The organism is Pseudocitrobacter cyperus (genome assembly GCF_039889165.1).
Taxonomy (GTDB): domain Bacteria; phylum Pseudomonadota; class Gammaproteobacteria; order Enterobacterales; family Enterobacteriaceae; genus Pseudocitrobacter; species Pseudocitrobacter cyperus.
In genome coordinates this window covers 1,164,927-1,189,501 of record NZ_JAYMYY010000001.1, presented here as the reverse complement: position 1 = coordinate 1,189,501, position 24,575 = coordinate 1,164,927, and the positions used below count along the sequence as shown (strand labels likewise).

Sequence of the window (24,575 nt, the reverse complement as noted above, 5' to 3'; positions counted from 1 at the left end):
CAGATTATCCTCGTAGGGTCGCCGTTAAGCCTTTTTCGCGGGCATACTGCAGGGCAAAATCCAGCAATTCCGGGTCGTCGAGCGGCTTGTCGGGGGCATTGTAGGGTTGGCCGAGCAGCGAATATTTATTGATGCCCAGCGTGTGATACGGCAAAAAGTGAATCTCCTGCGCGCTCAGTTTGTCGGCAGCAAATTCGGTAATGGCTTTAATGGAATCGATATCGGCGTTAAACCCCTGAATCAGCGGAACGCGGATGGTCATTTTTTTGCCTGCGGCGGCGAGGCGTTGCAGGTTATCAAGAACACGTCTGGCGGAACCATCAGTCCATGTTTTGAAGCGCGCGTCGTCGACATGTTTAAGGTCAGCAAGGAAGAGGTCGATGTATGGCAACGCGGGTTCGAGGTAGCGCCATGGTACATGCAGGCAGGTTTCCACAGCAGTGTGTATGCCTTGCTGGTGGGCATTTTTCAGGAGCGCCAGCGCCAGTTCCGGATTCATAAACGGCTCGCCGCCGGAAAGCGTCATCCCGCCGCCGCTGCGATCGTAAAAGGGTTTATCACGCAGAACGCTCGCCATAATCTCTTCGACGCTTTTCTCCTCGCCACAAACCGTCAGCGCCTGCGTCGGGCAGCAGTCGTTGAGTGCGGCAAGATCCGTTTCAGTCAGCTTCTCACGGTGGATGAGTAACCCATTCAGCGCACGTTCAATCACCGCCGGAGCGGCCTGCTGGCAGAGGTCGCAACCCTCCAGACACAGGCGTGGATCAAACAGCAGATCCTGCTGCCGTGAGCGGCTCTCGGGGTTCTGGCACCAGCGGCAGCCGAGTGAGCATCCTTTGAGGAATACCACGGTGCGGATGCCTGGGCCGTCATGGGTAGAATAGCGCTGAATATTGAAAATCATACATTCCCCTCGTGTTTCGTATAAAGATTAAATGACTTTCGAATGAAAGTCTCTTTGACGTAAATCAACTAAAGGAGAGGTATCCTCGTGGTAGTGTTAAAGCATGCTAAATGTCACGATTTAAGGAACGGCGATGGAACTCTATCTCGACACTTCTGATGTAGCGGCAGTTAAAAAACTGGCGCGAATTTTCCCTCTGGCGGGGGTGACAACTAACCCAAGTATTGTTGCCGCAGGAAAGAAACAGCTCGATGTTTTGCTGCCGGAGTTGTACGACGCGATGGAGGGGAAAGGCCGCCTGTTTGCGCAGGTGATGGCAACCACCGCCGATGGCATGGTGGCGGATGCCCATAAACTGCGGGCCATTATCCCGGATCTGGTTGTGAAAGTGCCGGTAACGGCAGAAGGCCTTGCAGCGATTAAACTGCTGAAAGAAGAGGGTATTCCGACGCTCGGTACCGCCGTTTACGGTGCGGCGCAGGGGTTGCTGTCGGCGCTGGCGGGCGCGGAGTATGTCGCCCCCTATGTGAACCGTATCGATGCTCAGGGCGGTAACGGTATTCAAACCGTATGTGAATTACAGGAACTGCTGACGCTGCATGCACCGCGGGCAAAAGTGCTGGCGGCCAGTTTTAAAACGCCGCGTCAGGCGCTGGATTGCCTGCTGGCTGGCTGTAAATCGGTCACTCTGCCGCTGGATGTCGCTCAGCAGCTCATCAGCTATCCGGCTGTTGACGCGGCGGTGGCGAAATTTGAACAGGACTGGCAATCGGCGTTTGGCCGCACGTCCTTGTGATTTTACTCCCGACGGCGGGCGCTGTCGGGAGGATATCTTGTCATTCCAGGGCTGGATCACGCCCCGCAGAGGCAGGTAGCATAAACTGGCTGACGGTTTCTCCCCGCCAGCAGGTCAGATACCAGCCTTCTTCGTCTTGCCTGAGTTTAAGCTCTGTGATTGGGCGGGTTGTATCAAAATCCCACACAGCAACAAACTGCGCATTTTTTTGTCGGCTACGTAATATCACATAGCTCAGATCGCTAATCGCCGGGTTGCCTGGCGCGTTACCCTGCCAGCGCTCTCCGTCTCCTGCCAGCCACAATGCGACCTCTCCCTTTCTGTGGGCAAATAAACAACGCTGAAAACCGACAAGGGGGAGAACCTTGCTATTGCGCAGGATGCTGAGGGGGCCTGTTGTGGCGAATGTTGCCGATTGCCCTTGTGGATCAATCGCCTGCGCATCCAGATGCAATGCCCAGTCAAGCTGTTGCTGGTGCGGGTTTTCTACCGTAGAGAGGTCAACCAGCGTATTTCCCACCCATAAAATCCGCCGCCTGAACTGAATATCTTTCCAGGCATCGCTATCCCATTCCACGCGCGTATGGCTATTGAGCTGCGGCGCGGGTTGTCGCCAGTCAACGTGGCTATCCAGCCAGAAGTAATCTTCTCCCTGGTGCCAGCCGGAGATCTGCGGTGTGGCGGGGGGTTGATTGGTTTGATTTACGCTGAGAGTGTTATGCGTCGCGCTGTTCTTGTAGTAGGCATAATGCATTTTCGCCCCGTATCCGGTGGTACCGAGATCCGGCAGAAGGGGGAAGTGCTTATCCCAAATCAACACGCTCAGGCGATCGTAATGATCGTGTTCGCCGCCATAGGGTGAATGTTTGATCAGCACCGCCTGGCCATTCTGCGGTTTTCGCCACAGGCTTATTCCCGCACCAGGGGCATAGATCGAGCGCTCCGGAATCAGCGGTTCGCACAGGTCAGGTAACGCGGTGTCGCGCCACAGCACGGTGTCCATATCCTGCGTCTCTTCGCCGAGGAAGTTCAGCACCTGGGCATAGCGCGGCGCGTGATACAAAAACCAGGCAAACTCATAAATATCGCGATGATGCAGCGTTTCCTGGCCCGCGATACAGTCATTCAGGCGGGGGAATGTGCCATCCGGCATAAGCAGGGTAAGGGGGAAATCCAGCATCTGCCGATAGTACGGAAGGTGCTGTAAACTCCAGCGGGTGTCGTGGGCCAGTTTTTCAAAGGCTATAAATCCCTGAAGTGCATAGTAGTGATAATGAATAGAGCCTTCGAACCACAACCCTTCCTTCAGCAGGCCATGCTCAAGCTGCCAGCGCAGGCCGTAAGGTTGATTGACGGCAAAATCAATCAACGCATCGTCTTCAAGGATAAAGCCGATAACCGCAATTGCGGCGCTAATTTTCACCTCGTGGTTATGCATTTGCGGGCTGCGATGGGCCATTAAAAAGGTGGCGGCTTCGCGCAGCAGTTGCTGACAAATATGCTGCTGTTCGGTGGGCGATAGCGCATCGGCGATAAAATCGTAGCCCAGCGCCATATCCAGTAAACAGTTGGCTTCGCACAGGGTTTGCGCATTCATCTTTCCTGGGCCGTTATGCGGTATGTTGCCATGCACCTGATAGCCCGGGTAGTAATCCGCATAGCGGGAGAGTATTTCCGCCGTTCGCTGCATATAGCGGTGTTCGCCAGTCAGCCGCCACAGCAGGCCAGACTGATAACACATCCGGGCGTTACGCCCGTTCATCTCGCGCCACCATGCGCTGTCGTAAGGCTCGCCGCTAAACAGAACGTCATCAATGGGGCAGCGATGTTGAGTGGGGGAGTGGCGATCCCAAACCAGTCTGACGCCGTGATCGGGGCAAAAATAGTAGAGGTTCCAACTGGCTATCCCCGTTTCTGGCACCTGTGCGGGGGCGCTGAGAACAGGTTCCAGACGCTCGATTAACGCTTCAACCTGGGAACTGCGTAAGGCTCGTTCGCGGATCGCATCCCAGCGATGAATAAATTGCTTCATAGTCGGCTTATCCTTTACATCAATGAGCAAGCGGCAGTGGGCTGGTTAGGGTGGTGATATCGTCAGGGTATTTCGCCTGCAGCCAGCGTGCCTTTTGGGAGAATGTCGTATCGTCAGGCCAGGCGTGAGCAGCGGTAGAAACATTAAACAGGGCTTTTTTATCATCCCACTTGTCGATGTCTTTCCACGGCCAGGCCGTTGTGCCATCGACAAACTGTGCGATATACGCGTAGCCGTTGCGCAGGCTGTGATCGTCGAGGGTGAAGTTCCAGATATCGACCCCCACTTTTTCGCCCAGACGTCCTAAGCGGCTGTAGGCCTCAAGATTAAAGTTGCTGTAGTGCCATGGGCGAGTCCGTTCGAGTTCGGCCGTCTGGCGGCCCTGCATGTCGAAATGTCCGGCGATTCGGCGAAGCTGGGTGATTTGCAGTTGCTTTTTCGCCTCTTCGGGTTTCCCGCTAAACCAGGCGAAGGTGGCTGCCTGAAGGTCAAACCAGGTGCCATGGTTATTATGCCAGTTCTGCTCTTCGAAACCGTTCTGGCTGGTCATCATCCAGTGCCAGAAATCGCCATACCACGACTGAAGTTTGCGATAATCGGCGTCGGAAAGCTGTTGTGTGCCGTGCAGCAGTTCAATGGCATCGACCACATCGACCAGCGCACGGCTATCGATAATGCCAATGCCGCGCCCGTTGTTGATCCCCGGAATGGCCTGCGCATATTGCAGACTGGCATTCATTTTCGTCTGCGGGTTAAGGAACCAGCTATTGATTTGCGCGGTCGCTTTTTCGGCGTAGCGTTTATCCTGCGTGAAGTACCAGGCAAGTGTGAGCGTGTAAACGTCGTTGCTCATTTTTACCAGACGATTTTTATCCGTGGCGTCGCTGTTGGCCGCAGGGTTTGTTTCGCCATCTTTGCGGATATAAGGCAGGCCGTCTTTTTTATCCGGATCGGGCCACCAGTAGGGGGGAAAACTATAGTAGTCGTGTTTATCGCCGCTTACGGCGACTAACGTTTTGTCCATGACGGAAAATAAAGGGTGCGTCAGCGCGGCATCGGCACGTTTTACCAGCGCATCGCGGGCATGGACGAAGGCCGGAGCTTGAGCCGTAATCTGCTGTTGGCTGTACGCCAGTTCGTCCGGCGACAGGATGGCGGGTTTTATTACCGTTGCAGCATAAAGCGAAGTGCTGATAGCGAGTGACAGCACTGTCAAACTTAAAGCCCCACTGTATTTTGCGATATTCATTCTTTTATACCTCTGGTTAATGTCGGGATAGTGGCCGAAAAAAATATTTTTCAACCCCATCAAAGCGTCACTGTAAAAAAAATACAAAAAAATGCTGTGCAGTATTTAAATGCTGCATAAAACAATGTTGCGGAATTAATTTTTCGCAGTGTAAAAGAGCTTGCGGGAAAAAATGTGATGTAGATCTTTACTGGTGCAAGAGAACGAAAATGGCGAGAGAAATGCGGCTTGCATCACGTAATATCGCGAATATCAAAAAAATTAAAAAATTTAAATTAAATGCGTTATTTTGTATGTTACTGATAAGTATCACCTATTTTTTATTGGTTAAAATTTAACCATATTTTTGTGTGATCCAAAGCTAATTTTTTAATTTCGAAACGCTATTTCTATTTTGCCCCGTTGTGTTTGAAAAAAGCATTCTATTAAATGAGGGGTAATATTTGTTTCGCATGTTATAAGCGAATCGATAATACCTCATCGACCTACAATAAAAGGATATGAAAATGTCTGGAAATAAACTCCGCTCGTTACTTTTGTTAACAGCATTAGGTCTGGGTTGTGGGCAGACCTTTGCCAGCACAACGCTGAATGTCTGGATCCGTGCGAGTAATGACTCAAAAAATATCTATAAAAATGAGGCGGAAGCCTTTGAGAAGAAAACCGGGATCAAAATTGAGTATTTCAACGCAACGACCGATTTTGAACAACGTCTGGCGCGGGCGGCGGCGGGAAACGCTTTACCCGATCTTATCTTTAATGACGCGACCGCGCTCGGGCAGTTTATCCAGTTGGGCATCGTTGACGAGATCAAACCCGAGTCCATCAAGGGCAGTCAGGATCTCTTTCCAACGGCCTGGGAGAGCACCCGATATGCTGACGGAAAGTATTACGGGGTACCCACCTCGGCACAAACTTTCGCCCTGATGGTTCGTAAAGACTGGCGTGAAAAGCTGGGCCTTCCGCAGCCAAAAACCTGGGACGATGTTCTGGCATTGGCGAAAGCATTCACTCACCAGGATCCCGATGGCAACGGTAAGCAGGATACTTATGGGTTCATCGTCCCCGGCTCCACGACGCGTGGGTATGCCAGTTGGTTTATGAGCAGCTTTATCTGGCAGGCGGGCGGTGATTATGTGGCGAAAAAAGGCGATAAATTTACTGCCACGATGAATACCCCGCAGGTCGCGCAGGCGACACAGTTTATTCGCACGTTACTGTGCGAGAAAGTCACGCAGCCTGGGGCTATCAATGCGACAACGGCGGATGTGATCCCCTCGTTCCGCTCCGGACAGTCCGGTATGTTTTTCACCGGCCCTTATCATATTGCGCTGATGGATAAAGACCCCGGCAAAGATAACTACGAAATCGTCACGCTTCAGGGCCCCAAAAATGAAGCCACGCTGGCTGAAGGTACCACCGTTTTTATGATGAAAAGCAGCCAGCAAAAAGAGGACGCGCGTAAATTTATTGAATTTATGATCTCCCGTGAAGGCCAGGAGATCGGCATGGGTAAAGGCACAAAGAATATTCCTGTGGTACGTCTGCCGGTGAATAAAAACGTCAACGTTGAGCAGGTCTATCAGGATCCGCGCTGGAACACATTTGCAGCACTCTATAGCAGCCATGGCCGCTATGTCCCGCAAATCCCTAACTGGACGCCTGCGCGTCAGGTGACGGCGGAAGGCTTTAACCGTATTTTCTCCGATTGTTCAGGCGACATTAATAAAGAACTGACGGTCATGAACGAGAAGCTTAATCAGGAACTGGCGAAACAAAATGTGCTGGCTAATTGAGGTCGCGGTCAATGACATTACATGAGAGTAAAATGGCGACACCACAAAGGAAAGACGCCGGTGACGGCGTCTTGTGGCTGACGCCCGCACGTAAACGGGCAATTATTCCCTGGCTCTTCCTTGCTCCGGCGCTGATTATTTTCACCTGGTTTAAATTCATCCCCATGATTCAGGGGCTGGTGATGAGCTTTTATAAGGTGAATTTCAACCAGCCTAATGAGTGGGTCGGTGGGGCAAACTTCGCCCGCGCATTTGCTGATGCCGAACTGCATGCCGCTGTGGCGAATACCTTCCTGTACGTGCTGGTAACGATGGTCGTTGCCGCCGTGCTGGCTTTTTTTCTTGCGATGCTGCTTGAAGGCCCCGCGCGCCATTTACGCTTCATCCGAACCGCCATCTTTTTACCCGCAGTGACCAGTGCGGCGATCGTGGCTGAGATGTGGCGCATTCTGTTTAACCCCACGCCAAATGGGGTGGTGAACCACATCCTGAGCTGGTTTGGCGTGGCGGATCAAGGGTTCCTCGCCAGCAGTGACCAGGCGCTGTGGGTCATCATGCTGCTGCATATCTGGAAAGCCGTGCCCTATAACATGGTGATTTTCATTGCCGGGTTGGCGGGCATCAGCCGAGACCTGTACGACGCGGCGAATGTCGATGGCGCAAACTGGTGGAATCGCCTGCGCTATGTCACGCTGCCGGGGATGATCCCCGCGCTATCGGTGGTGTTGATGCTGTCGTTTATCCGCGGTTTTCGCGTGTTTGCTGAGGTCTATGCCACCACCGGCGGCGGGCCGTCTAACGCCACCGAAATGATCATGACGCATATCTACAAACTGGGCTTTGAGCAGTTCGACTATGGCTATGCCTCCGCCGTATCGTTCCTGCTGTTCGCCTTTACCGTGGTACTGACGATTTGCCACCTGACGTTAAAGAAACGCATTGCGCGTTACTAAGGAGACAGCATGTTAAGTAAGCGTTGGGACACGGCAGGGCGCTGGTGTATCTATCTGTTGCTGTTGATCGTCTTTGTTGGGCCCTTCTGGGGCATTGTTGCCACGGCATTCAGCGGTGCGCCGGTGAAACCCGGCGAACTATTAGCCTGGCCGAAATCCTTCTCACTGGAGAACTTTATCTTCGCCTGGCAAGACATCGGCGTCTGGCAATATTTGCTGAACTCTATTCTGGTGGTTTTTTTCGGCACGATTTTGCAGGTCTCCGTCAGCGCCCTTGCGGCTTACGCGCTGGCGCGAAAAAAATTCCGCGGCGTGGCGCTGGTGAGCCTGATTATTCTCTCGACGATGATGTTGCCGGAAGAGGTCATCGCTATTCCGTTGTATATGATAATCAACTGGCGCCTGCCGCTGATTGATGCCTCGTTGTACAACAGTTACCTGGGCATGATCCTGCCGGTGGTGGGCTGGGCATTCTCAATCTTCGTACTGACTGAATTTATGTCGGCCATCCCAAAAGAGCTGGAAGAAGCCGCGCGTATCGACGGTGCGAATGAATGGCAAATCTTTTTCCACGTCATCCTGCCGCTGGTGAAACCGGCGTTGGGCACGGTGGTGACTTTTGGTTTCATCATGATTTGGGATCAGTATCTGTTGCCGCTGATTGTCATTAACCAGGACAGCCTGAACACTATTCCGGTGATTCTGGGGTCGCTGCGCACGGATGAAAGTATCACGCCGAACATTTTCATCGCCATTACGCTGCTGGCTATGTTGCCGAGCATCATCGTGTATCTGGGTCTGCAAAAACATTTCAACCGCGGGATTATGTCCGGCGCGGTTAAAGGATAAGGAGTCTGCAATGGGATCGGTTGTTCTGAACAATGTTCGTAAATCTTATGGCGATGCGCATGTGATTAAAAATGTCTCATTGACGATTCCGGATGGCGAGTTCTGCGTGCTGGTGGGGCCAAGCGGCTGCGGGAAATCGACGCTGCTGCGCATGATTGCCGGGCTGGAGGAGATTTCCGAAGGCGATATCCACATCAATGAACGTGTCGTAACCGATGTGGAACCCAAACTGCGTGACATCGCGATGGTTTTTCAGAGCTATGCGCTCTATCCACAAATGACGGTACGCGAAAACATGGGCTTCGCACTGAAAATGGCGAAGTTGCCGAAAACAGAAATTAATCAGAAGGTTGAAGAGGCAGCAGAACTTTTGAACCTAACGCCGCTGCTGGAGCGTTTGCCGAAAGATCTCTCCGGCGGGCAGCGGCAGCGTGTCGCGATGGGGCGCGCTATCGTGCGTAAACCGCAGGTTTTCCTGTTCGATGAACCGCTCTCTAACCTGGATGCCAAATTGCGTACTCAGGTTCGCGGTGAGATCCGCGAACTACACCGCCGTCTGAAAACCACTTCTGTTTATGTCACCCACGATCAGATAGAAGCCATGACCATGGGACAAATGATTGTGGTATTGCGCGATGGGCGTATTGAGCAGGCCGGGACACCGCTGGAACTCTACGATCGCCCGGCAAATTTGTTTGTTGCCGGTTTCATCGGCTCGCCAGAAATTAATCAGTTGCCAGGTGAAATTGTGCTTAACGGCGATATCGCTCAACTGCGCCTGCGTGATGGTTCATTACTGCGTTTGCCAGGCTCACTCAAGGTGAAAAATGGTCAACAGGTGGTCTATACCATTCGCCCGGAGCAGGTGAATGTGGTCAACCAGGAGCAGGAAGATGCCCTGGGTGCGGTAATCACGGCCATTGAAAATACCGGTTCAGATATGCAGCTCTTCTGCGATACCGGCGGAGGCGCATTTACCTCGGTGTTCAAGCAGCGTCTGGCGGTAAAAGAGGGGGACAAAGTGTGGTTGCAGCCAAAGCTTTCCGGGGTGCATCTGTTTGATGCGGCATCGGGTGAACGTATTGCCGACAAGGGGGAATAAGCACCGTGGCGATAAAACTCTACACCCTTGACGAAACCTGCCTGGAGAATGCCCGGCAGGGGTTGAAGCAGCCTTTTTCACCGCTTCAGCTAGCGCTTAGCCGGCTGGTAAGCGATGCGGACGGTTTAAAGCGCCTGGCGCCAGAGAGTGTGGTGCATAAAAAGTTACGTCCGGCGAGCGGCGATGCCCATGATTACTACAGCCTGGGCACCTACTGGTGGCCCAATCCGCGCAGGCCGAATGGTCTGCCTTATATCCGTCGTGATGGGCATACGAATCCACAGTGCGAAAATAATGATACGGATACCACGCGTATTATACGTATGTGCGAGCGTTGCCTGACGCTGGGGCTCGCCTGGTATTTCACCGGGCAAAAACAGTACGCTCAGGCCGCAGCAGTACAGATTCGCTGCTGGTTCCTTGATAGCGATACGCGGATGACGCCGCATCTCAATTATGGACAGGCCATTCCCGGCGTGGTTTCCGGCAGAGGAACCGGGCTTATTGATACGCGGCTGTTATGGATGGTGATAGATACGATTGGCCTGATATCGCCAGCCGGGGTGCTGGATACGGACGATATTATCGGGCTGCACCAGTGGTTCCGCGATTTCAACCACTGGATGTATTACAGCGATATCGGACATTCAGAATATGTCTGGCATAACAATCACGGTACCTGGTATGACGTGCAGCGGACGGTGAATGCGCTGTTTTATGGTGATAAGGGGCTGGTGGCGCGGATTATCGAGCAAGGATTCACTCAGCGAATGGCCGCGCAGATAGATCAGGATGGGAAGCAGACCATGGAACTGGAACGTACTATTCCCTTCCATTATTCGCTGTTTAATCTGGAAGCGCATTTGTTATTGAACCGATATGCGGAACATGTGGAAATCGATCGCTGGAATCATATTCGCGATGGGCGAGGTGTGAAAAAGGGTATCGATTATCTGGTACCGTTCATTCGCGAGCCGGATTTATGGCCATACAGCGATCTACAGGGTATCGTCTGGGATAGTGCAACACGCGTTCTGCTACAGACGTTGCGGGGCTATCATAAATATGCCGAGCAATATCGCGATTTATTGACGACATTTCCACAGGAAACACTGAGCCTGAAAGAGCATTTGATGTGGTGCCCGCCGATACGCAGGAGCTGATTTTTACAAGTCTTTCGTTAATCTACTAAAGAACCCGGTTAATCCGGGTTCTTTTTTTGTATCTTATAAAATTCTTATGGGTAATGATTATAAATCATTTCGAGTTATGTATTTTTCAACTAACTTAAAATGAAATAATATTTCATTTTAAGTTGATAGCGATCTCATTTTTATTTCTAGTGCAATGACAAGGGTGTTTTTTGTATTTAACATCGGTCTTGTAGTACAGGATAAATGTCTGCGGAATACTTAGTGTCTTCACATTAGGTAATAGGGATTTATTACTTTAAAAAAAATATATTAGCCGCTTATTTTTATACCCAGAGGATTATTGAATGAAAAAAGTTGCAACCCTTATTGCGCTTGCCCTGGTGAGCGCGTCAGCAAGTGCCGTCACTATTGATTATCGCCATGAATATACCGATGACAGTAAGGTGCAGAAAGATCGTCTGTTAATCTCTCACCGCTTTGCCAATGGCTTCGGTATTTCGATTGAGGGGAAAGTGAAATCGGGCGGCGATCAGCCAAATAAAGCATATACCGATGTTGTCGATAATGGTGATGAATATGTCGTGAGCTATCAGTTTACTGCTGCGCCAGGTTTTACCGTTCAGCCTGGTTTTGCCCTGGAAACATCATCGTCAAAAGCGATTTATAAGCCTTATATTCGTGGTCAATATACGTTTGATAATGGCTTTTATGTCGCCGCGCGTTATCGCTACGAATATACCCGCGATACTTCCTCAGGCAAAGAGGACGAACATGTCAACCGTGGCGACCTGTGGCTGGGGTATAAGATCAAAGAGTGGACGTTTGAAGGCAACTACTTATATAAAAAGAGCGACGACTATGATCGCTTTAATAATGGCAAAGACGATTATGAGCTGGACTTAAAAGTTGCTTACAGTATCGATAAAAACTGGAAGCCATACGTACAGTTGGGGAATGTGTCAGTGCGTTCGAGTACGGATGAACGCCAGACTCGTTACCGTGTTGGGATCCAGTACTCGTTCTAAACCAGGCGCGTGTCAGGCAAGGGCTTGCCTGACACGCCGTGTGCCTAACCGCACACTTCACAGCCGGGGTTACGCATCAGCTTCATTTCACGAAACTGACAGGTCATCGCATCATACATCACGATTTTTCCGGCGGCAGGTGTGCCGTAGTGGGTCAGCACTTTGATGGCTTCCATCGCCTGTAACGAACCTATCACGCCAATCAGCGGCGACATCACGCCCGCCTCCACGCAGGTGAGGGCATTCTCGCCAAACAGACGGCTCAGGCAACGATAGCAGGGCTCACCCTCCTGCCAGGTAAAGACGCTGATTTGCCCCTCCATGCGGATTGCCGCGCCGGAAACCAGCGGCGTCTTGTGGCGAAAACAGCCTGCATTGAGCTGGTTACGCACCGCGACGTTATCGGTGCAGTCGAGCACCAGATCGTGCTGCGCAATCAATGCCCACAGCGCCTCATCATCAAGCAGCGCATTATGCGTCACCAGTACTGTATGGGGATTGATGCGCGAGAGCGCATCGCGCGCGGAATCTACCTTGGGCTGGCCAATAGTGGCGTCGCTGTGCAGCGTTTGACGCTGAAGGTTTGAGAGGGCGACGGTATCGAAATCGACCAATGTCAGTTGCCCGACGCCCGCAGCGGCGAGGTACTGGGTCGCCGCACATCCGAGGCCGCCCAGACCCACGACCAGCACTTTCGCCTCTTTTAGCCGCTCCTGGCCGTCGAAATCAAAGCCGCGCAGAATGATTTGCCGGTTATAGCGCATCATCTCCGCATCGCTGAGTTCCGCTGCCATCACAGGCCTCCCAGCAGATGGTTAAAGGGTTCCACTTCCACCCATTCGCCGGCTTCCACATGGCCGCGTTCACGCTCCAGCACGATAAAGCAGTTGCCCTGGCTGAAGGAGCTAAAAATATGTGAACCCTGATGACCGGTGGTGGTGACGGTGAGCTCGCCACTGGCGTCGCGCTGCAAAATACCGCGCTGGAAATCGAGTCGTCCCGGTGATTTTTTCAGCCGTGACGCAGCGCGCACACGCAGACGCGGCGCCTGAGTTGAGCCGGTAAAACCGCTCAGTTTTGCCAGCAGTGGCTGAACCAGTTGATAGAAGGTGAGGGCAGCCGAAACCGGGTTGCCCGGCAGGCCGCAGAACCAGCTCTGGCTCAGTTTGCCAAAGGCGAAGGGTTTGCCCGGTTTGATAGCCAGTTTCCAGAAACCGATTTCGCCCAGTTCGTCGAGAATCGTTTTGGTGTAGTCCGCTTCGCCGACAGAAACGCCGCCGGAGCTAATCACGACATCCGCTTCGCGGTCGGCCTGGATAAACGTCTGGCGTAATTGCTGCGGATCGTCGCGGATAATACCGAGGTTAATGACGTCACAGCCAAGCTGTTCGAGCATCAGATGCACAGCCAGACGATTGGTATCATAAATCTGACCATCGCCCAGCGGCTGGCCGGGAAGTTGTAGTTCATCACCGGTGGAGAACAGCGCGACGCGGATTTTGCGTACTACCTCAACGTTGGCAATGCCGAGCGACGCCAGCACTGGCAGCTCCGCGACCGTCAGGCGGGTGCCTGCCGGGAAAACCACCGCGCCGTCTGCAATATCTTCACCGCGGCGGCGGATATTTTGGCCCGCTTTAACCGGGGCTGTGAAACGCACGCCCGCGTCGGTTTGTTCCGTCTCTTCCTGCATCACCACGGCATCACAGCCCGCAGGAACCGGCGCACCGGTCATAATGCGAATGCAGCTTCCGGCAGGCCATTCGCCGTGATACGGCTGACCGGCGAAAGCTTTACCCGCGACCATCAGCGGTGCGTCGGTGGCGAGGTCGCTCAGGCGCACGGCGTAACCGTCCATCGCGGAGTTATCGAAACCCGGGACATCGAGCGGCGAGATGACATCGCGTGCCGTGATGCGGCCAAAGGCCTGAACAAGAGGAAGGGACTCTGTCGCATTAAGCGGCGTAATTCTTTCGAGCATCTGGCTCAGCGCCGCATCAAGCGGGATTAGGCCGGCAGTAAAATCCATGGGTAAACTCCTGGGAAAACATCGAATCCGCCCATTATGGCAGAAAAGCGCGCCCCGCTGTATTCCACCAGAGGCGTATCTTTATTCAAAAATCGAATAGGTTTGCTGCCACTATAATGATATTTATAGATAAAGTTTTTTAATGATAGGCAATGAAGAATCCATGGCAAAGGCAGTGATTGCGATTCATGGCGGGGCTGGAGCGATTACCCGCTCGCAGTTTTCGGCGCAGAAGGAACTGGAGTATGTCGAGGCGCTATCTCTTATCGTTGAACATGCGCAGAAAATGCTGGAAGAAGACGCAAGCGCCCTTGATGTTGTGACTGAAGCCGTGCGCCAACTGGAAGAGTGCCCGCTGTTTAACGCCGGAATCGGCTCGGTGTTTACTGCCGATGAAACTCATGAGCTGGATGCCTGCGTGATGGACGGCTATTCGCTCAACGCGGGTGCGGTGGCAGGGGTAAAACATCTGCGTAACCCGGTGCTGGCGGCGCGTCAGGTGCTGGAAAAGAGCCCGCACGTCTTGTTGATTGGCGAAGGCGCTGAAGCGTTCGCCACGCAACAGGGTATGGCATTAGTGGAAAATGCTATCTTCTCCACAGCGGAACGTTTTCAGCAGTTACAGGACGCGAAAATGCAAGGGGCAATCAGTCTCGACCATGATGCTCCGCTTGATGAGCGCACGAAAATGGGCACCGTCGGCGCTGTGGCGCTTGATAAACACGGCAACCTGGCGGCAGCCACCTCGACGGGCGGCATGACCAACAAACAGCCAGGGCGTGTCGGTGACAGCCCGCTGGTCGGCGCCGGGTGTTATGCCAATAACGCTAACGTTGCGGTCTCCTGTACCGGCACCGGGGAAGTGTTTATCCGCGCGCAGGCGGCCTACGATATTGCAGCGTTGATGGAATATGCCCACTTAAGTTTGCACGACGCCTGTGAACGCGTGGTGATGGAAAAATTGCCCGCGCTCGGCGGCAGCGGCGGCCTGATCGCTATTGATAGCGAAGGCAACGTCGCACTGCCGTTTAACAGTGAAGGTATGTATCGCGCCTGGGCTTATGCGGGCGATACGCCGACTATTGGCATTTATCGGGAATAGAGGGGACGTTGCTTGCCGCACTCTGAACACCTTGACGCGGGAAATGTGCTGAGCGTCCAGGATCTTAACGTGGCGTTTGGCCAACAGCAGGCCGTTCGCCAGCTTAGCTTTACGCTTAAGCGCGGAGAAACGCTGGCGATCGTCGGGGAGTCGGGCTCCGGAAAATCGGTGACGGCGCTGGCGTTGATGCGCCTGCTGGGCGGGGAAAACGTCCGCGTTCGCAGTAAACAGATGCTGCTGCGTCGCCGCAGCCGTGACGTCATTGAGATAGCAGAGCAGTCGGCAACCCGGATGCGCAAAATACGCGGCGCGGATATCGTCATGATTTTCCAGGAGCCGATGACCTCGCTCAACCCGGTATTCACGATTGGCGAACAGATTGCCGAGTCTATCCGCCTGCATCAGGGCGTGGGGCGCGTCGAGGCGCTGGTGGAAGCGAAAAAAATGCTCGAACAGGTGCGCATTCCCGAAGCGCAGACAATGCTGGGGCGTTATCCGCATCAGCTTTCCGGCGGCATGCGCCAGCGGGTGATGATTGCGATGGCGCTCTCCTGTCGCCCGGCGGTGCTGATTGCCGATGAGCCCACAACGGCGCTGGACGTCACTATTCAGGCGCAAATTTTACAGCTTATCGACGTGCTGCAAAAAGAGATGTCGATGGGGGTCATCTTTATTACCCACGACATGGGGGTGGTGGCGGAAATTGCCGACCGGGTGCTGGTGATGTATCAGGGGGAGGCGGTCGAGACCGGCAGCGTGGCGGAAATCTTCGCCGCGCCGAAGCATCCCTATACCCGCAAGCTGCTGGCGGCGGTACCGAAACTGGGTGAAATGCGCGGCAGCGATTTACCGCGCCATTTCCCTGAGCCTGATGCGCTGCAACGCCCGCCAGTGGAACAAAACACGGTAGTGGCGGGCGACCCTATCCTGCAGGTGCGTAATCTGGTCGCGCGCTTCGATTTGCGCAGCGGCTGGCTTAACCGCGTCACCCGCGAGGTGCATGCGGTGGAGGATGTCAGTTTCGACCTCTGGCCGGGTGAAACCCTGGCGCTGGTCGGCGAATCTGGCTGTGGGAAGTCGACCACCGGACGCGCACTGTTGCGGCTGGTGGAGACGCAGGGCGGCACCATTACCTTTGACGGTAAACGAATTGATACGCTGTCGGCGCATCAGCTTCAGCCGCTGCGCCGCGATATTCAGTTTATCTTTCAGGATCCCTACGCCTCGCTCGACCCGCGCCATACGGTGGGCTTCTCAATTATGGAGCCGCTGCGTATCCACAAAAAGCTGGAGGGCGAAGCCGCGCAGCAACGCGTCGCCTGGCTGCTGGAGCGCGTAGGGTTACAGCCGGAACACGCCTGGCGCTATCCGCATGAATTTTCCGGCGGCCAGAGGCAGCGTATCTGTATCGCCCGCGCACTGGCGCTGGAGCCAAAAGTGGTGATTGCTGACGAATCGGTTTCAGCGCTGGACGTTTCCATTCGCGCGCAAATTATTAATCTTCTGCTTTCCTTACAGCGGGAGATGGGCATCGCGTTTCTGTTTATTTCACATGATATGGCGGTGGTGGAGCGCATCAGCCACCGTGTAGCGGTGATGTACCGGGGCAGAATTGTTGAAATTGGCCCCCGGCGCGCCGTCTTTGAAAATCCGCAGCACCCTTACACCCGCAAATTACTGGATGCCGTTCCGGTTGCAGACCCCGCGCATCGTCGTCCGCAGCGCGTGCTGCTCTCAGACGAATTACCGGGAAATATCTATAAGCGGGGAGAAGCGGTGGTGAGCGTTCCGTTGCAGCAGGTTTCGCCAGGGCATTTTGTCGCCTGCGAACCGGCGGCGAATGCGCTCCTGCGAGGATAAAAACGACAGACAGGGTACTTCAGGAGAAAAACATGACACAACGTGTATCAGGTAAATGGCTTCTGGCGCTGGGCGTGGCCTCCGCGCTGGCTGCCTCTCCGGTGTTTGCTGCCAAAGATGTGGTGGTCGCCGTTGGCTCCAACTTCACCACCCTCGATCCGTATGACGCCAACGACACTTTGTCGCAGGCGGTGGCGAAATCCTTCTATCAGGGGCTGTTTGGCCTTGATAAAGAGATGAAAGTGCAGAATGTGCTGGCGGAAAGTTACACGGTTTCCGACGACGGCCTGATTTACACCCTAAAGCTTCGTGAAGGCGTGAAGTTCCAGGATGGCACCAATTTCAACGCTGAAGCGGTAAAGGCCAACCTCGACCGTGCCAGCAACCCGGAAAATCATCTCAAGCGTTATAACCTCTATAAAAATATCGCCAAAACCGAGGCGGTGGATGCAAACACCGTCAAAATCACCCTGAAGCAGCCATTCTCGGCGTTTATCAATATCCTTGCTCACCCGGCGACGGCGATGATCTCTCCGGCGGCGCTGAAAAAATATGGCAATGAGATTGGTTTCCATCCGGTCGGCACCGGCCCGTACCAGCTTGAAACCTGGAATCAGACCGATTTTGTCAAGGTGAAGAAATTTGCCGATTACTGGCAGAAAGGGCTACCGAAGCTGGATTCCATCACCTGGCGACCGGTGGTCGATAACAATACCCGCGCGGCGATGCTGCAAACGGGTGAAGCACAGTTTGCTTTCCCGATCCCTTACGAACAGGCGCCGCTGCTGGCGAAAAACGCCAGTCTCGAACTGGTGGCCAGCCCGTCGATTATGCAGCGCTATATCAGCATGAACGTGACGCAGAAACCCTTCGATAACCCGAAGGTGCGCGAGGCGATTAACTACGCGATTAACCGCCAGGCGCTGGTGAAGGTGGCCTTTGCGGGCTACGCCACGCCTGCAACCGGCGTAGTACCGCCGTCGATTGCTTATGCGCAAAGTTATCAGCCGTGGAAGTACGATCCTGCGAAAGCGCGTGAACTGCTGAAAGAAGCGGGCTATCCGAACGGCTTCAGTACTACGCTGTGGTCATCGCATAATCACAGTACCGCGCAGAAAGTGTTGCAGTTTACTCAGCAACAACTGGCGCAGGTGGGCATTAAAGCGCAGGTCACGGCGATGGATGCCGGGCAGCGAGCTGCGGAAGTTGAAGGAAAAGGGCAGAAAGAGAGCGGTGTGCGTATGTTCTACACGGGCTGGTCGGCTTCAACCGGAGAAGCTGACTGGGCGCTGTCACCGCTGTTTGCTTCGCAGAACTGGCCGCCAACGCTCTTTAACACCGCGTTTTACAGCAATCCGCAGGTGGATAAAGACCTGACCGACGCGCTGAAAACCACGGATAACCAGCAGAAAGCGAGTCTCTATAAAGCGGCGCAGGACACTATCTGGAAAGAGTCGCCGTGGGTGCCGCTGGTGGTCGAGAAACTGGTATCCGCGCACAGCAAAAAGCTGACTGGTTTCTATATCATGCCGGATACCGGGTTTAGTTTCGATGAGGCGGATTTGAAGTAAGGCCTGCCCCCTGTGCCTGAACGGCGCAGGGGGCAGAGCGCAAGGAGAGTCATGCTCAACTATGTGATTAAACGCCTGCTGGGGCTTATCCCGACGCTGCTGATTGTGGCGGTGCTGGTGTTTCTTTTTGTTCATATGCTGCCGGGCGATCCGGCGCGGTTGATTGCCGGGCCGGAAGCAGACGCCGAAGTGATTGCGCTGGTGCGCCAACAACTGGGGCTCGATCAGCCGCTGTATGTGCAGTTCTGGCACTACATCACTAACGCGGTTCAGGGCGACTTTGGGCTGTCGATGGTCTCACGCCGTCCGGTTTCGGAAGAGATTGCCAGCCGCTTTATGCCGACCCTGTGGTTAACGCTCGCCAGTATGGTCTGGGCGGTTATTTTCGGTATGGCGATGGGCATCGTCGCTGCTGTATGGCGCAACCGCTGGCCGGATCGTCTCGGCATGGCGATTGCCGTCACCGGGATCTCTTTTCCGGCCTTCGCGCTGGGGATGCTGCTGATGCAGATCTTCTCCGTCGAACTTGGGTGGCTCCCCACGGTGGGGGCGGATAGCTGGCGACATTACATTCTGCCTTCGCTGACGCTTGGTGCGGCGGTGGCTGCGGTGATGGCGCGCTTTACCCGCGCCTCGTTTGTCGATGTGCTTAACGAAGATTATATGCGCACCGCGCGCGCCAAAGGTGTTAGCGAACGGCAGGTGGTGCTCAAACACGGCTTGCGCAATGCGATGATCCCGGTGGTCACGATGATGGGATTACAGTTTGGCTTTCTGCTTGGCGGCTCCATCGTGGTGGAGAAAGTCTTTAACTGGCCAGGGCTTGGGCGTCTGCTGGTCGACTCGGTTGAAATGCGCGATTACCCGGTGATCCAGGCGGAAGTACTGCTCTTTTCGCTGGAATTTATTCTTATCAACTTAGTGGTGGATGTGCTCTACGCCGCCATTAACCCGGCTATCAGGTATAAATAAGTGCGATTACTGAACTGGCGCCGTCAGGCCGCGATGAATGCCATGCCGACCATCGGCGCTATGCAACCCCGCACGCCGTGGCGTGAATTTTGGCGTCGTTTCCGTCATCAGCCGGTGGCGATGGCGGCGGGTATCTTTATTCTGCTGTTGATTGCGGTGGCGTTGGTCGCGCCATGGATTGCCCCCTTCGATGCGGAAAACTACTTTGACTATGATCGGCTTAATGAAGGGCCGTCGTTGATGCACTGGTTCGGGGTCGATTCTTTGGGGCGGGATATCTTCAGCCGTGTGCTGGTCGGCGCACAGATCTCGCTGGCGGCGGGCGTATTTGCCGTGCTGATTGGCGCACTGGCAGGTACCGTTCTCGGGCTGCTGGCGGGTTATTATGAAGGCTGGTGGGATCGTGTGATCATGCGGATCTGCGATGTGCTGTTCGCCTTTCCGGGGATTTTACTGGCGATTGCGGTGGTGGCGGTGATGGGAAGCGGCATGACCAATGTGATTATCGCCGTGGCTATCTTTTCTGTTCCCGCCTTTGCCCGCCTGGTACGCGGCAATACACTGGTGCTTAAGCAGCAGACGTTTATTGAATCTGCGCGCAGTATTGGCGCGAACGATATGACCATCATTTTTCACCATATTCTGCCGGGCACGGTGTCGTCGATTGTGGTCTATTTCACCATGCGTATCGGCGTGTCGATTATTTCCGCCGCCAGCCTCTCGTTCCTCGGCCTCGGCGCGCAGCCGCCGACGCCGGAGTGGGGAGCGATGCTCAACGAAGCACGCGCCGATATGGTGATGTCACCACACGTCGCACTTTTCCCGGCAATCGCCATCTTCCTGACGGTGCTGGCGTTTAACCTGCTTGGTGACGGACTGCGCGATGCGCTGGATCCAAAAATAAAGGGATAATTTAGCCGGGAAATAAAATAGGCTGCGTTATTATTAGAAACTATTTACTCACCATGCGTTATTTTAAATGCATGTAAAAAGATTGATGTAAAATAATGATTGTTGATTTTTTTATTTTAATCAGCACCTTTTGTGAAAGGTGCTTTGATTAATAAGTTAAAAAATTCTCGGTGACATATTTATTATTATTTTGTTACATTTGATAGAGCACTAATTGCATGTTTTAAAGCACATTTCGCAAATATTTCCTTAGCTTACTAAGTCAACATTATATTAAGAATAAGTTTTGTCTGAATTATGATGCCGCTAAGCGGCTTTTATGTTGAAACAAAGGAAGTACAAAATGAAACGTTCAACTCTCGCTCTATTTATTTCATGCGCAATGTTTTCTACGGCAAGTTTTGCTACCCCGGTACAATTAGCATCGGTAAAAAATCTCTCTACCGATGCTGAAGTTAACGGCTTCCAGAGCTCTTTATTCTACAGCGACACCGGTACGGTAAACGGTTTCGATCTGCCGATTCTCGGTTATACGGAAATGGATCAGGTCAATGGTTTCCAGCTCGGTGCTGCTGCGGGCTCTCATGTTCGTAATGGTGTGAATGGTGCCGCTATTGGCTTATTCAACTGGCACGGTGGTGAAGACAACGGTTTGAACATCAGCCTGGCAAACCAGGTCGGCGTGATGAACGGCGCCAGTGTCGGTCTCTATAGCGCTGCTGACGAGATTAACGGCCTGAATATTGGCGCGGCGACGGCAGCAGGAAACCTGAATGGCACTGGCGATATTAACGGCATGAACGTTGCCGCGCTTGGCAACTATAATAAAGGCCGTATGTACGGGCTGAATATTGCGGGGCTGGGTAACTATACCGAAGGCACCATGAGAGGGATGAACGTTGCGGGTATTGGTAACTATATCGGCGGCGACATGAAAGGTTTTAACGTCAGCCCATTCAACTGGGTTGAGAAAGATATTACCGGTGCCAACGTCACTATTGCGAACCACAGCCGAAATGTTGAAGGCCTGAACGTCGGTGGTATTGCCAACTGGAGCGAAGGCGACATCAAAGGGATGAACGTGGCCGCCGTCAACGTATCTGAAAATATGACCGGTCTTAACATTGCCCCGTTTAACAAATCGAAAGAAACGGTCGGGGCTAATATTACAGCGTTCAACTGGTCTGAAAACACCACTGGTTTTAATATGGCTGCGTTCAACCGCACTAACGATATGACCGGTTTCAACCTGGGTGGTTTTAACGTTGCGAACAATGTTACCGGTATGAACCTGGGGGCGGTTAACTTCAACGGCGGGAGCGTTAATGGCCTGAACATGGGTGCCGTCAACGTGACTTCCGAAAACGTAACCGGTTCTAACATCGGTGCTATCAACGTCACTTCTGGCAGTAGCTCCAGCGATTTTGGTGCCTTTAACTATGCGGATACCACTAACTTCCAGTTTGGCCTGATTAACGCCACGAAACACCTGGAAGGTCTGCAGATTGGGGTGATCAACGTGGCGATGAACGCAACGGTACCGGTGCTGCCGCTGGTTAACTTCCACCGTTCATTCTGATACGGCGTTGCGAAAAATGTTAACCTGCCGACTGTTGGCAGGTTAAAAGAAAGCCCTGCGGGGCTTTCTTTTTTTAACGACATGGTTTAATTGACTCTTACCACATCAGATCATCAGGCACTTTAAAATCAGCATACGGATCGTCTTCATCCTGCTCTTCCTGACTCAGCGCGCTGTTTAACACAATGCTTCCGGCGTCACGCTGGGCGATTTTATCCGCCACGCTTGCCGGGATAATCGCGTATTGCGGTTCGCCATTGTTATCTGCCGCCAGACGTGCAATCGCGAGACGGCCATTAATCAATTGAGTTTGCGTCACTTTATCGACAACCACTTTTTTAATCAGATTGCCGTCGGTAAAGTTAAAATCAATATTACCTTTATTAATGGTAATTCTGTTCATTTCAATCAGTTGTTTCACCTGAGCTTTAAGCTCTTTCGATAAAACCGCCTGTTTTTGCTGCTCGCTAAGCTGCTTGTCACGCTCAAGCTGCGCTTTTTTGTTTTCTTCAACCGCTTCACGAGCCTCACGCGCCTGAACGCGTGATTTCTTTGCCGTTCTCTGGACTTTGGCCATTTTTTTGCTGGTCACTAAGCCCGCTTTAAGCATCTGCTCTTGTAAGGTAAGTTTCGTCATCTTGCTTATCAATCCGTTAAGTATCAGGGGATGCGTGTAAGGCTTAAACCTTCAGCATTTTCACCGTGGCATCGATATCAATTTCATCTGCCGAGAAGATGTGCGTCGTTCCCTGAAAGGTGGTGATGGCCAGTTTTTTCAGTGAACGCGTTTCACCGGGCTTTGATTCTGATTTTGGTCGAATACTGTTCATCAGCAGGCCTACGGAGAGCACGGCGTTCTCTTTATCGATACGGGTATCGGCAGGCACATCTTCGCTGAACACCACGTAAGACTTGATAGAGGTGAGCTTCAGGCGTTCGCCTGCAATGTAGATATATTTGCTTTCCGGGAGGACTTTGACCGCGTAGGCGGAGAGCCCTTTGTTATTGGTTGTAGGCTCAAAGGTTACCGCTGCATCTTTCTTAATAAGATCAGGATTGGCGACCTTAATCACATGAAAATAGCGATTGTCGCCGTTCTCGTCTTTGATAAATCCAAAACCTTTATCCTGAAACCACGTTGTGATTGTTCCGTTCATCGCCATTACCGCCTGATTAATCGTTTATCTACTCAATTTTTGCAGCGCGCAGTTTAATGCACATTGCCTGCGCAGACCATGCCTTAAGTTAAGTCTGGCTGAGAAAGGCCAGAAGGTGGAATTTTAACTGTTGCTTTCTGTCAGGAAAATAAAAAAGCCAGGCGCTGGAGCCTGGCTTTGGTTCTTTCTGAAAGATGCTTAAACCCGGCTAGCCCACAGGTCATATTCGTCGGCGTTATCCACCATTGCGCGGATAATGTCGCCCGGTTTCACCTTCGTTTCACCGTTCAGATAGACTGCGCCGTCGATTTCCGGGGCATCGGCCATGCTGCGGCCAATCGCGCCTTCTTCGTCGACTTCATCGATAATGACCATGATTTCGCGGCCCACTTTTTCCTGCAAACGCTCTGCTGAGATTTTCTGTTGCAGTTGCATAAAGCGGTTCCAGCGATCTTCTTTCACGTCATCCGGCACCTGATCCGGAAGATCGTTGGCGCTGGCGCCTTCAACCGGGCTGTACTGGAAACAGCCGACGCGATCGAGACGCGCTTCTTTCAGGAAATCGAGCAGCATCTGGAAATCTTCTTCCGTTTCACCCGGGAAGCCGACGATAAAGGTCGAACGCAGGGTCAGTTCCGGGCAGATTTCACGCCACTGTTTGATGCGTACCAACTGGCGGTCGACGGAGCCCGGACGTTTCATCAGTTTCAGAATCCGCGGGCTGGCGTGCTGCATAGGAATATCGAGGTACGGCAGGATTTTGCCTTCCGCCATCAGCGGGATCACGTCGTCGACATGCGGATACGGATAGACATAGTGCAGACGCACCCAGATGCCCAGTTTTGCCAGCTCTTCACACAGGCTAACCATGCTGGTTTTCACCGGAGAACCGTTGTGGAAACCTGTGCGATGTTTTACATCGACGCCATAAGCGGAGGTGTCCTGAGAAATGACCAGAAGCTCTTTTACTCCCGCGTCAGCCAGACGTTTGGCTTCAGAGAGCACGTCGCCGATTGGGCGGCTGTCAAGATCGCCACGCATGGACGGAATAATACAGAAGGTGCAGCGGTGGTTGCAGCCTTCGGAAATTTTAAGATAGGCATAGTGGCGCGGCGTCAGCTTCACGCCCTGTTCCGGCACCAGGCTGGTGAACGGGTTGTGCTGCGGCTTTGGCGCGTAGTGGTGGACGTGCTCCAGTACCTGTTCATAGCTGTGCGGGCCGGTGATTTCCAGCACTTTTGGATGCACTTCACGAATCTGGTCTTCTTTCGCGCCCAGGCAGCCGGTGACGATAACCTTGCCGTTCTCTTTTAAGGCTTCGCCAATCGCTTCCAGAGATTCCTGGACGGCGCTGTCGATAAAACCGCAGGTATTGACGATGACCATATCAGCATCATCATAGCTGGGCACCACGTCGTAACCTTCAGTACGCAGCTCCGTTAAAATACGTTCGGAATCCACCAGGTTTTTCGGGCAGCCCAACGATACAAAACCAATTTTGCTCATTTTATATACTATTCATTGCTCGGAATC

General features: G+C 53.1%; 21 protein-coding genes. 13 read left to right on the top strand and 8 right to left on the bottom strand.

The window, feature by feature from the left end; all coding sequences use genetic code 11:
* Positions 1–4 precede the first annotated feature (4 nt).
* The gene (locus VSR74_RS05760) at positions 5–904 is read right to left on the bottom strand and encodes a glycyl-radical enzyme activating protein (protein WP_347793829.1); all 900 of its coding nucleotides are present in this window, start codon (positions 902–904) and stop codon (positions 5–7) included.
* Positions 905–1,037: 133 nt separating this feature from the next.
* Here VSR74_RS05760 and fsa point away from each other — a divergent pair, with 133 nt between their 5' ends.
* On the top strand, positions 1,038–1,700 hold the full coding sequence (gene fsa / locus VSR74_RS05755) for a fructose-6-phosphate aldolase (RefSeq protein WP_347793828.1): 663 nt from the start codon (positions 1,038–1,040) through the stop codon (positions 1,698–1,700).
* Positions 1,701–1,740: 40 nt separating this feature from the next.
* Here the strand turns inward: fsa and VSR74_RS05750 are convergent, their stop codons facing one another.
* Positions 1,741–3,732 carry a heparinase II/III domain-containing protein gene (locus VSR74_RS05750; protein WP_347793827.1) on the bottom strand — a complete coding sequence of 664 codons (1,992 nt, stop codon included), beginning with the start codon at positions 3,730–3,732 and terminating at the stop codon, positions 1,741–1,743.
* 19 nt (positions 3,733–3,751) lie between these two features.
* On the bottom strand, positions 3,752–4,981 hold the full coding sequence (locus VSR74_RS05745; RefSeq protein WP_411914227.1) for an alginate lyase family protein: 1,230 nt from the start codon (positions 4,979–4,981) through the stop codon (positions 3,752–3,754).
* Between the two features lie 506 nt (positions 4,982–5,487).
* Here VSR74_RS05745 and VSR74_RS05740 point away from each other — a divergent pair.
* The 6 genes from VSR74_RS05740 (at position 5,488) to VSR74_RS05715 (ending at position 11,860) form a co-directional block, all read left to right on the top strand.
* The gene (locus VSR74_RS05740; RefSeq protein WP_347793826.1) at positions 5,488–6,777 is read left to right on the top strand and encodes an ABC transporter substrate-binding protein; all 1,290 of its coding nucleotides are present in this window, start codon (positions 5,488–5,490) and stop codon (positions 6,775–6,777) included.
* Between the two features lie 11 nt (positions 6,778–6,788).
* Positions 6,789–7,730, top strand: a complete 942-nt coding sequence (locus tag VSR74_RS05735) for a carbohydrate ABC transporter permease (protein WP_347793825.1) — start codon at positions 6,789–6,791, stop codon at positions 7,728–7,730.
* Between the two features lie 9 nt (positions 7,731–7,739).
* On the top strand, positions 7,740–8,579 hold the full coding sequence (locus VSR74_RS05730; protein ID WP_347793824.1) for a carbohydrate ABC transporter permease: 840 nt from the start codon (positions 7,740–7,742) through the stop codon (positions 8,577–8,579).
* A 10-nt stretch (positions 8,580–8,589) separates the two neighbouring features.
* Positions 8,590–9,681, top strand: coding sequence for an ABC transporter ATP-binding protein (locus VSR74_RS05725; protein WP_347793823.1), 1,092 nt, complete (start codon positions 8,590–8,592; stop codon positions 9,679–9,681).
* Positions 9,682–9,686: 5 nt separating this feature from the next.
* Complete coding sequence (locus VSR74_RS05720) at positions 9,687–10,844, top strand: alginate lyase family protein (RefSeq protein WP_347793822.1); 1,158 nt, start codon at positions 9,687–9,689, stop codon at positions 10,842–10,844.
* Between the two features lie 335 nt (positions 10,845–11,179).
* Positions 11,180–11,860, top strand: a complete 681-nt coding sequence (locus VSR74_RS05715; protein ID WP_347793821.1) for an oligogalacturonate-specific porin KdgM family protein — start codon at positions 11,180–11,182, stop codon at positions 11,858–11,860.
* Between the two features lie 44 nt (positions 11,861–11,904).
* Here VSR74_RS05715 and moeB read toward each other — a convergent pair whose 3' ends face one another.
* Both moeB and moeA read right to left on the bottom strand, forming a co-directional pair.
* The gene (gene moeB / locus VSR74_RS05710; RefSeq protein WP_347793820.1) at positions 11,905–12,654 is read right to left on the bottom strand and encodes a molybdopterin-synthase adenylyltransferase MoeB; all 750 of its coding nucleotides are present in this window, start codon (positions 12,652–12,654) and stop codon (positions 11,905–11,907) included.
* Positions 12,654–13,889, bottom strand: coding sequence for a molybdopterin molybdotransferase MoeA (gene moeA / locus VSR74_RS05705; RefSeq protein ID WP_347793819.1), 1,236 nt, complete (start codon positions 13,887–13,889; stop codon positions 12,654–12,656). The genes moeB and moeA overlap by 1 nt, the downstream gene beginning before the upstream one ends.
* Positions 13,890–14,052: 163 nt before the next feature.
* On the opposite strand from moeA, the gene iaaA reads away from it, so the two are divergent.
* The 6 genes from iaaA to VSR74_RS05675 all read left to right on the top strand — a co-directional run bounded on the left by iaaA (position 14,053) and on the right by VSR74_RS05675 (position 21,885).
* Positions 14,053–14,991, top strand: a complete 939-nt coding sequence (iaaA, locus tag VSR74_RS05700; RefSeq protein ID WP_347793818.1) for a beta-aspartyl-peptidase — start codon at positions 14,053–14,055, stop codon at positions 14,989–14,991.
* 12 nt (positions 14,992–15,003) lie between these two features.
* The gene (gene gsiA, locus VSR74_RS05695) at positions 15,004–16,851 is read left to right on the top strand and encodes a glutathione ABC transporter ATP-binding protein GsiA (protein WP_347793817.1); all 1,848 of its coding nucleotides are present in this window, start codon (positions 15,004–15,006) and stop codon (positions 16,849–16,851) included.
* 32 nt (positions 16,852–16,883) lie between these two features.
* Positions 16,884–18,422: a glutathione ABC transporter substrate-binding protein GsiB gene (gene gsiB / locus VSR74_RS05690; protein WP_347793816.1), complete on the top strand. Its 1,539-nt coding sequence runs from the start codon at positions 16,884–16,886 to the stop codon at positions 18,420–18,422.
* A gap of 51 nt (positions 18,423–18,473) precedes the next feature.
* Complete coding sequence (gene gsiC, locus VSR74_RS05685) at positions 18,474–19,394, top strand: glutathione ABC transporter permease GsiC (protein ID WP_347793815.1); 921 nt, start codon at positions 18,474–18,476, stop codon at positions 19,392–19,394.
* On the top strand, positions 19,395–20,306 hold the full coding sequence (gsiD, locus tag VSR74_RS05680) for a glutathione ABC transporter permease GsiD (RefSeq protein ID WP_347793814.1): 912 nt from the start codon (positions 19,395–19,397) through the stop codon (positions 20,304–20,306).
* Between the two features lie 343 nt (positions 20,307–20,649).
* A complete protein-coding gene (locus VSR74_RS05675; protein WP_347793813.1) occupies positions 20,650–21,885 on the top strand; it encodes a hypothetical protein in 1,236 nt (411 codons plus the stop codon).
* A gap of 97 nt (positions 21,886–21,982) precedes the next feature.
* Here the strand turns inward: VSR74_RS05675 and VSR74_RS05670 are convergent, their stop codons facing one another.
* The 3 genes from VSR74_RS05670 to rimO form a co-directional block, all read right to left on the bottom strand.
* Positions 21,983–22,522, bottom strand: coding sequence for a DUF2058 domain-containing protein (locus tag VSR74_RS05670; protein ID WP_347793812.1), 540 nt, complete (start codon positions 22,520–22,522; stop codon positions 21,983–21,985).
* A gap of 43 nt (positions 22,523–22,565) precedes the next feature.
* Positions 22,566–23,048, bottom strand: a complete 483-nt coding sequence (locus VSR74_RS05665; protein WP_347793811.1) for a cold-shock protein — start codon at positions 23,046–23,048, stop codon at positions 22,566–22,568.
* Between the two features lie 192 nt (positions 23,049–23,240).
* Positions 23,241–24,548, bottom strand: coding sequence for a 30S ribosomal protein S12 methylthiotransferase RimO (rimO, locus tag VSR74_RS05660; protein WP_347793810.1), 1,308 nt, complete (start codon positions 24,546–24,548; stop codon positions 23,241–23,243).
* Between the last annotated feature and the right edge of the window lie 27 nt (positions 24,549–24,575).

What these genes read in the sequence shown, in the direction of transcription:
- gsiC (WP_347793815.1), top strand. Translation starts at nt 18,474, where the DNA reads ATGCTCAACTATGTGATTAAACGCCTGCTGGGGCTTATCCCGACGCTG.
- VSR74_RS05715 (WP_347793821.1), top strand. Translation starts at nt 11,180, where the DNA reads ATGAAAAAAGTTGCAACCCTTATTGCGCTTGCCCTGGTGAGCGCGTCA.
- VSR74_RS05730 (WP_347793824.1), top strand. Translation starts at nt 7,740, where the DNA reads ATGTTAAGTAAGCGTTGGGACACGGCAGGGCGCTGGTGTATCTATCTG.
- VSR74_RS05675 (WP_347793813.1), top strand. Translation starts at nt 20,650, where the DNA reads ATGAAACGTTCAACTCTCGCTCTATTTATTTCATGCGCAATGTTTTCT.
- VSR74_RS05665 (WP_347793811.1), bottom strand. Translation starts at nt 23,048, where the DNA reads ATGGCGATGAACGGAACAATCACAACGTGGTTTCAGGATAAAGGTTTT.
- VSR74_RS05725 (WP_347793823.1), top strand. Translation starts at nt 8,590, where the DNA reads ATGGGATCGGTTGTTCTGAACAATGTTCGTAAATCTTATGGCGATGCG.
- VSR74_RS05760 (WP_347793829.1), bottom strand. Translation starts at nt 904, where the DNA reads ATGATTTTCAATATTCAGCGCTATTCTACCCATGACGGCCCAGGCATC.
- iaaA (WP_347793818.1), top strand. Translation starts at nt 14,053, where the DNA reads ATGGCAAAGGCAGTGATTGCGATTCATGGCGGGGCTGGAGCGATTACC.
- VSR74_RS05745 (WP_411914227.1), bottom strand. Translation starts at nt 4,981, where the DNA reads ATGAATATCGCAAAATACAGTGGGGCTTTAAGTTTGACAGTGCTGTCA.
- VSR74_RS05735 (WP_347793825.1), top strand. Translation starts at nt 6,789, where the DNA reads ATGACATTACATGAGAGTAAAATGGCGACACCACAAAGGAAAGACGCC.
- VSR74_RS05670 (WP_347793812.1), bottom strand. Translation starts at nt 22,522, where the DNA reads ATGACGAAACTTACCTTACAAGAGCAGATGCTTAAAGCGGGCTTAGTG.
- moeA (WP_347793819.1), bottom strand. Translation starts at nt 13,889, where the DNA reads ATGGATTTTACTGCCGGCCTAATCCCGCTTGATGCGGCGCTGAGCCAG.
- fsa (WP_347793828.1), top strand. Translation starts at nt 1,038, where the DNA reads ATGGAACTCTATCTCGACACTTCTGATGTAGCGGCAGTTAAAAAACTG.
- moeB (WP_347793820.1), bottom strand. Translation starts at nt 12,654, where the DNA reads ATGGCAGCGGAACTCAGCGATGCGGAGATGATGCGCTATAACCGGCAA.
- VSR74_RS05750 (WP_347793827.1), bottom strand. Translation starts at nt 3,732, where the DNA reads ATGAAGCAATTTATTCATCGCTGGGATGCGATCCGCGAACGAGCCTTA.
- VSR74_RS05740 (WP_347793826.1), top strand. Translation starts at nt 5,488, where the DNA reads ATGTCTGGAAATAAACTCCGCTCGTTACTTTTGTTAACAGCATTAGGT.
- gsiB (WP_347793816.1), top strand. Translation starts at nt 16,884, where the DNA reads ATGACACAACGTGTATCAGGTAAATGGCTTCTGGCGCTGGGCGTGGCC.
- rimO (WP_347793810.1), bottom strand. Translation starts at nt 24,548, where the DNA reads ATGAGCAAAATTGGTTTTGTATCGTTGGGCTGCCCGAAAAACCTGGTG.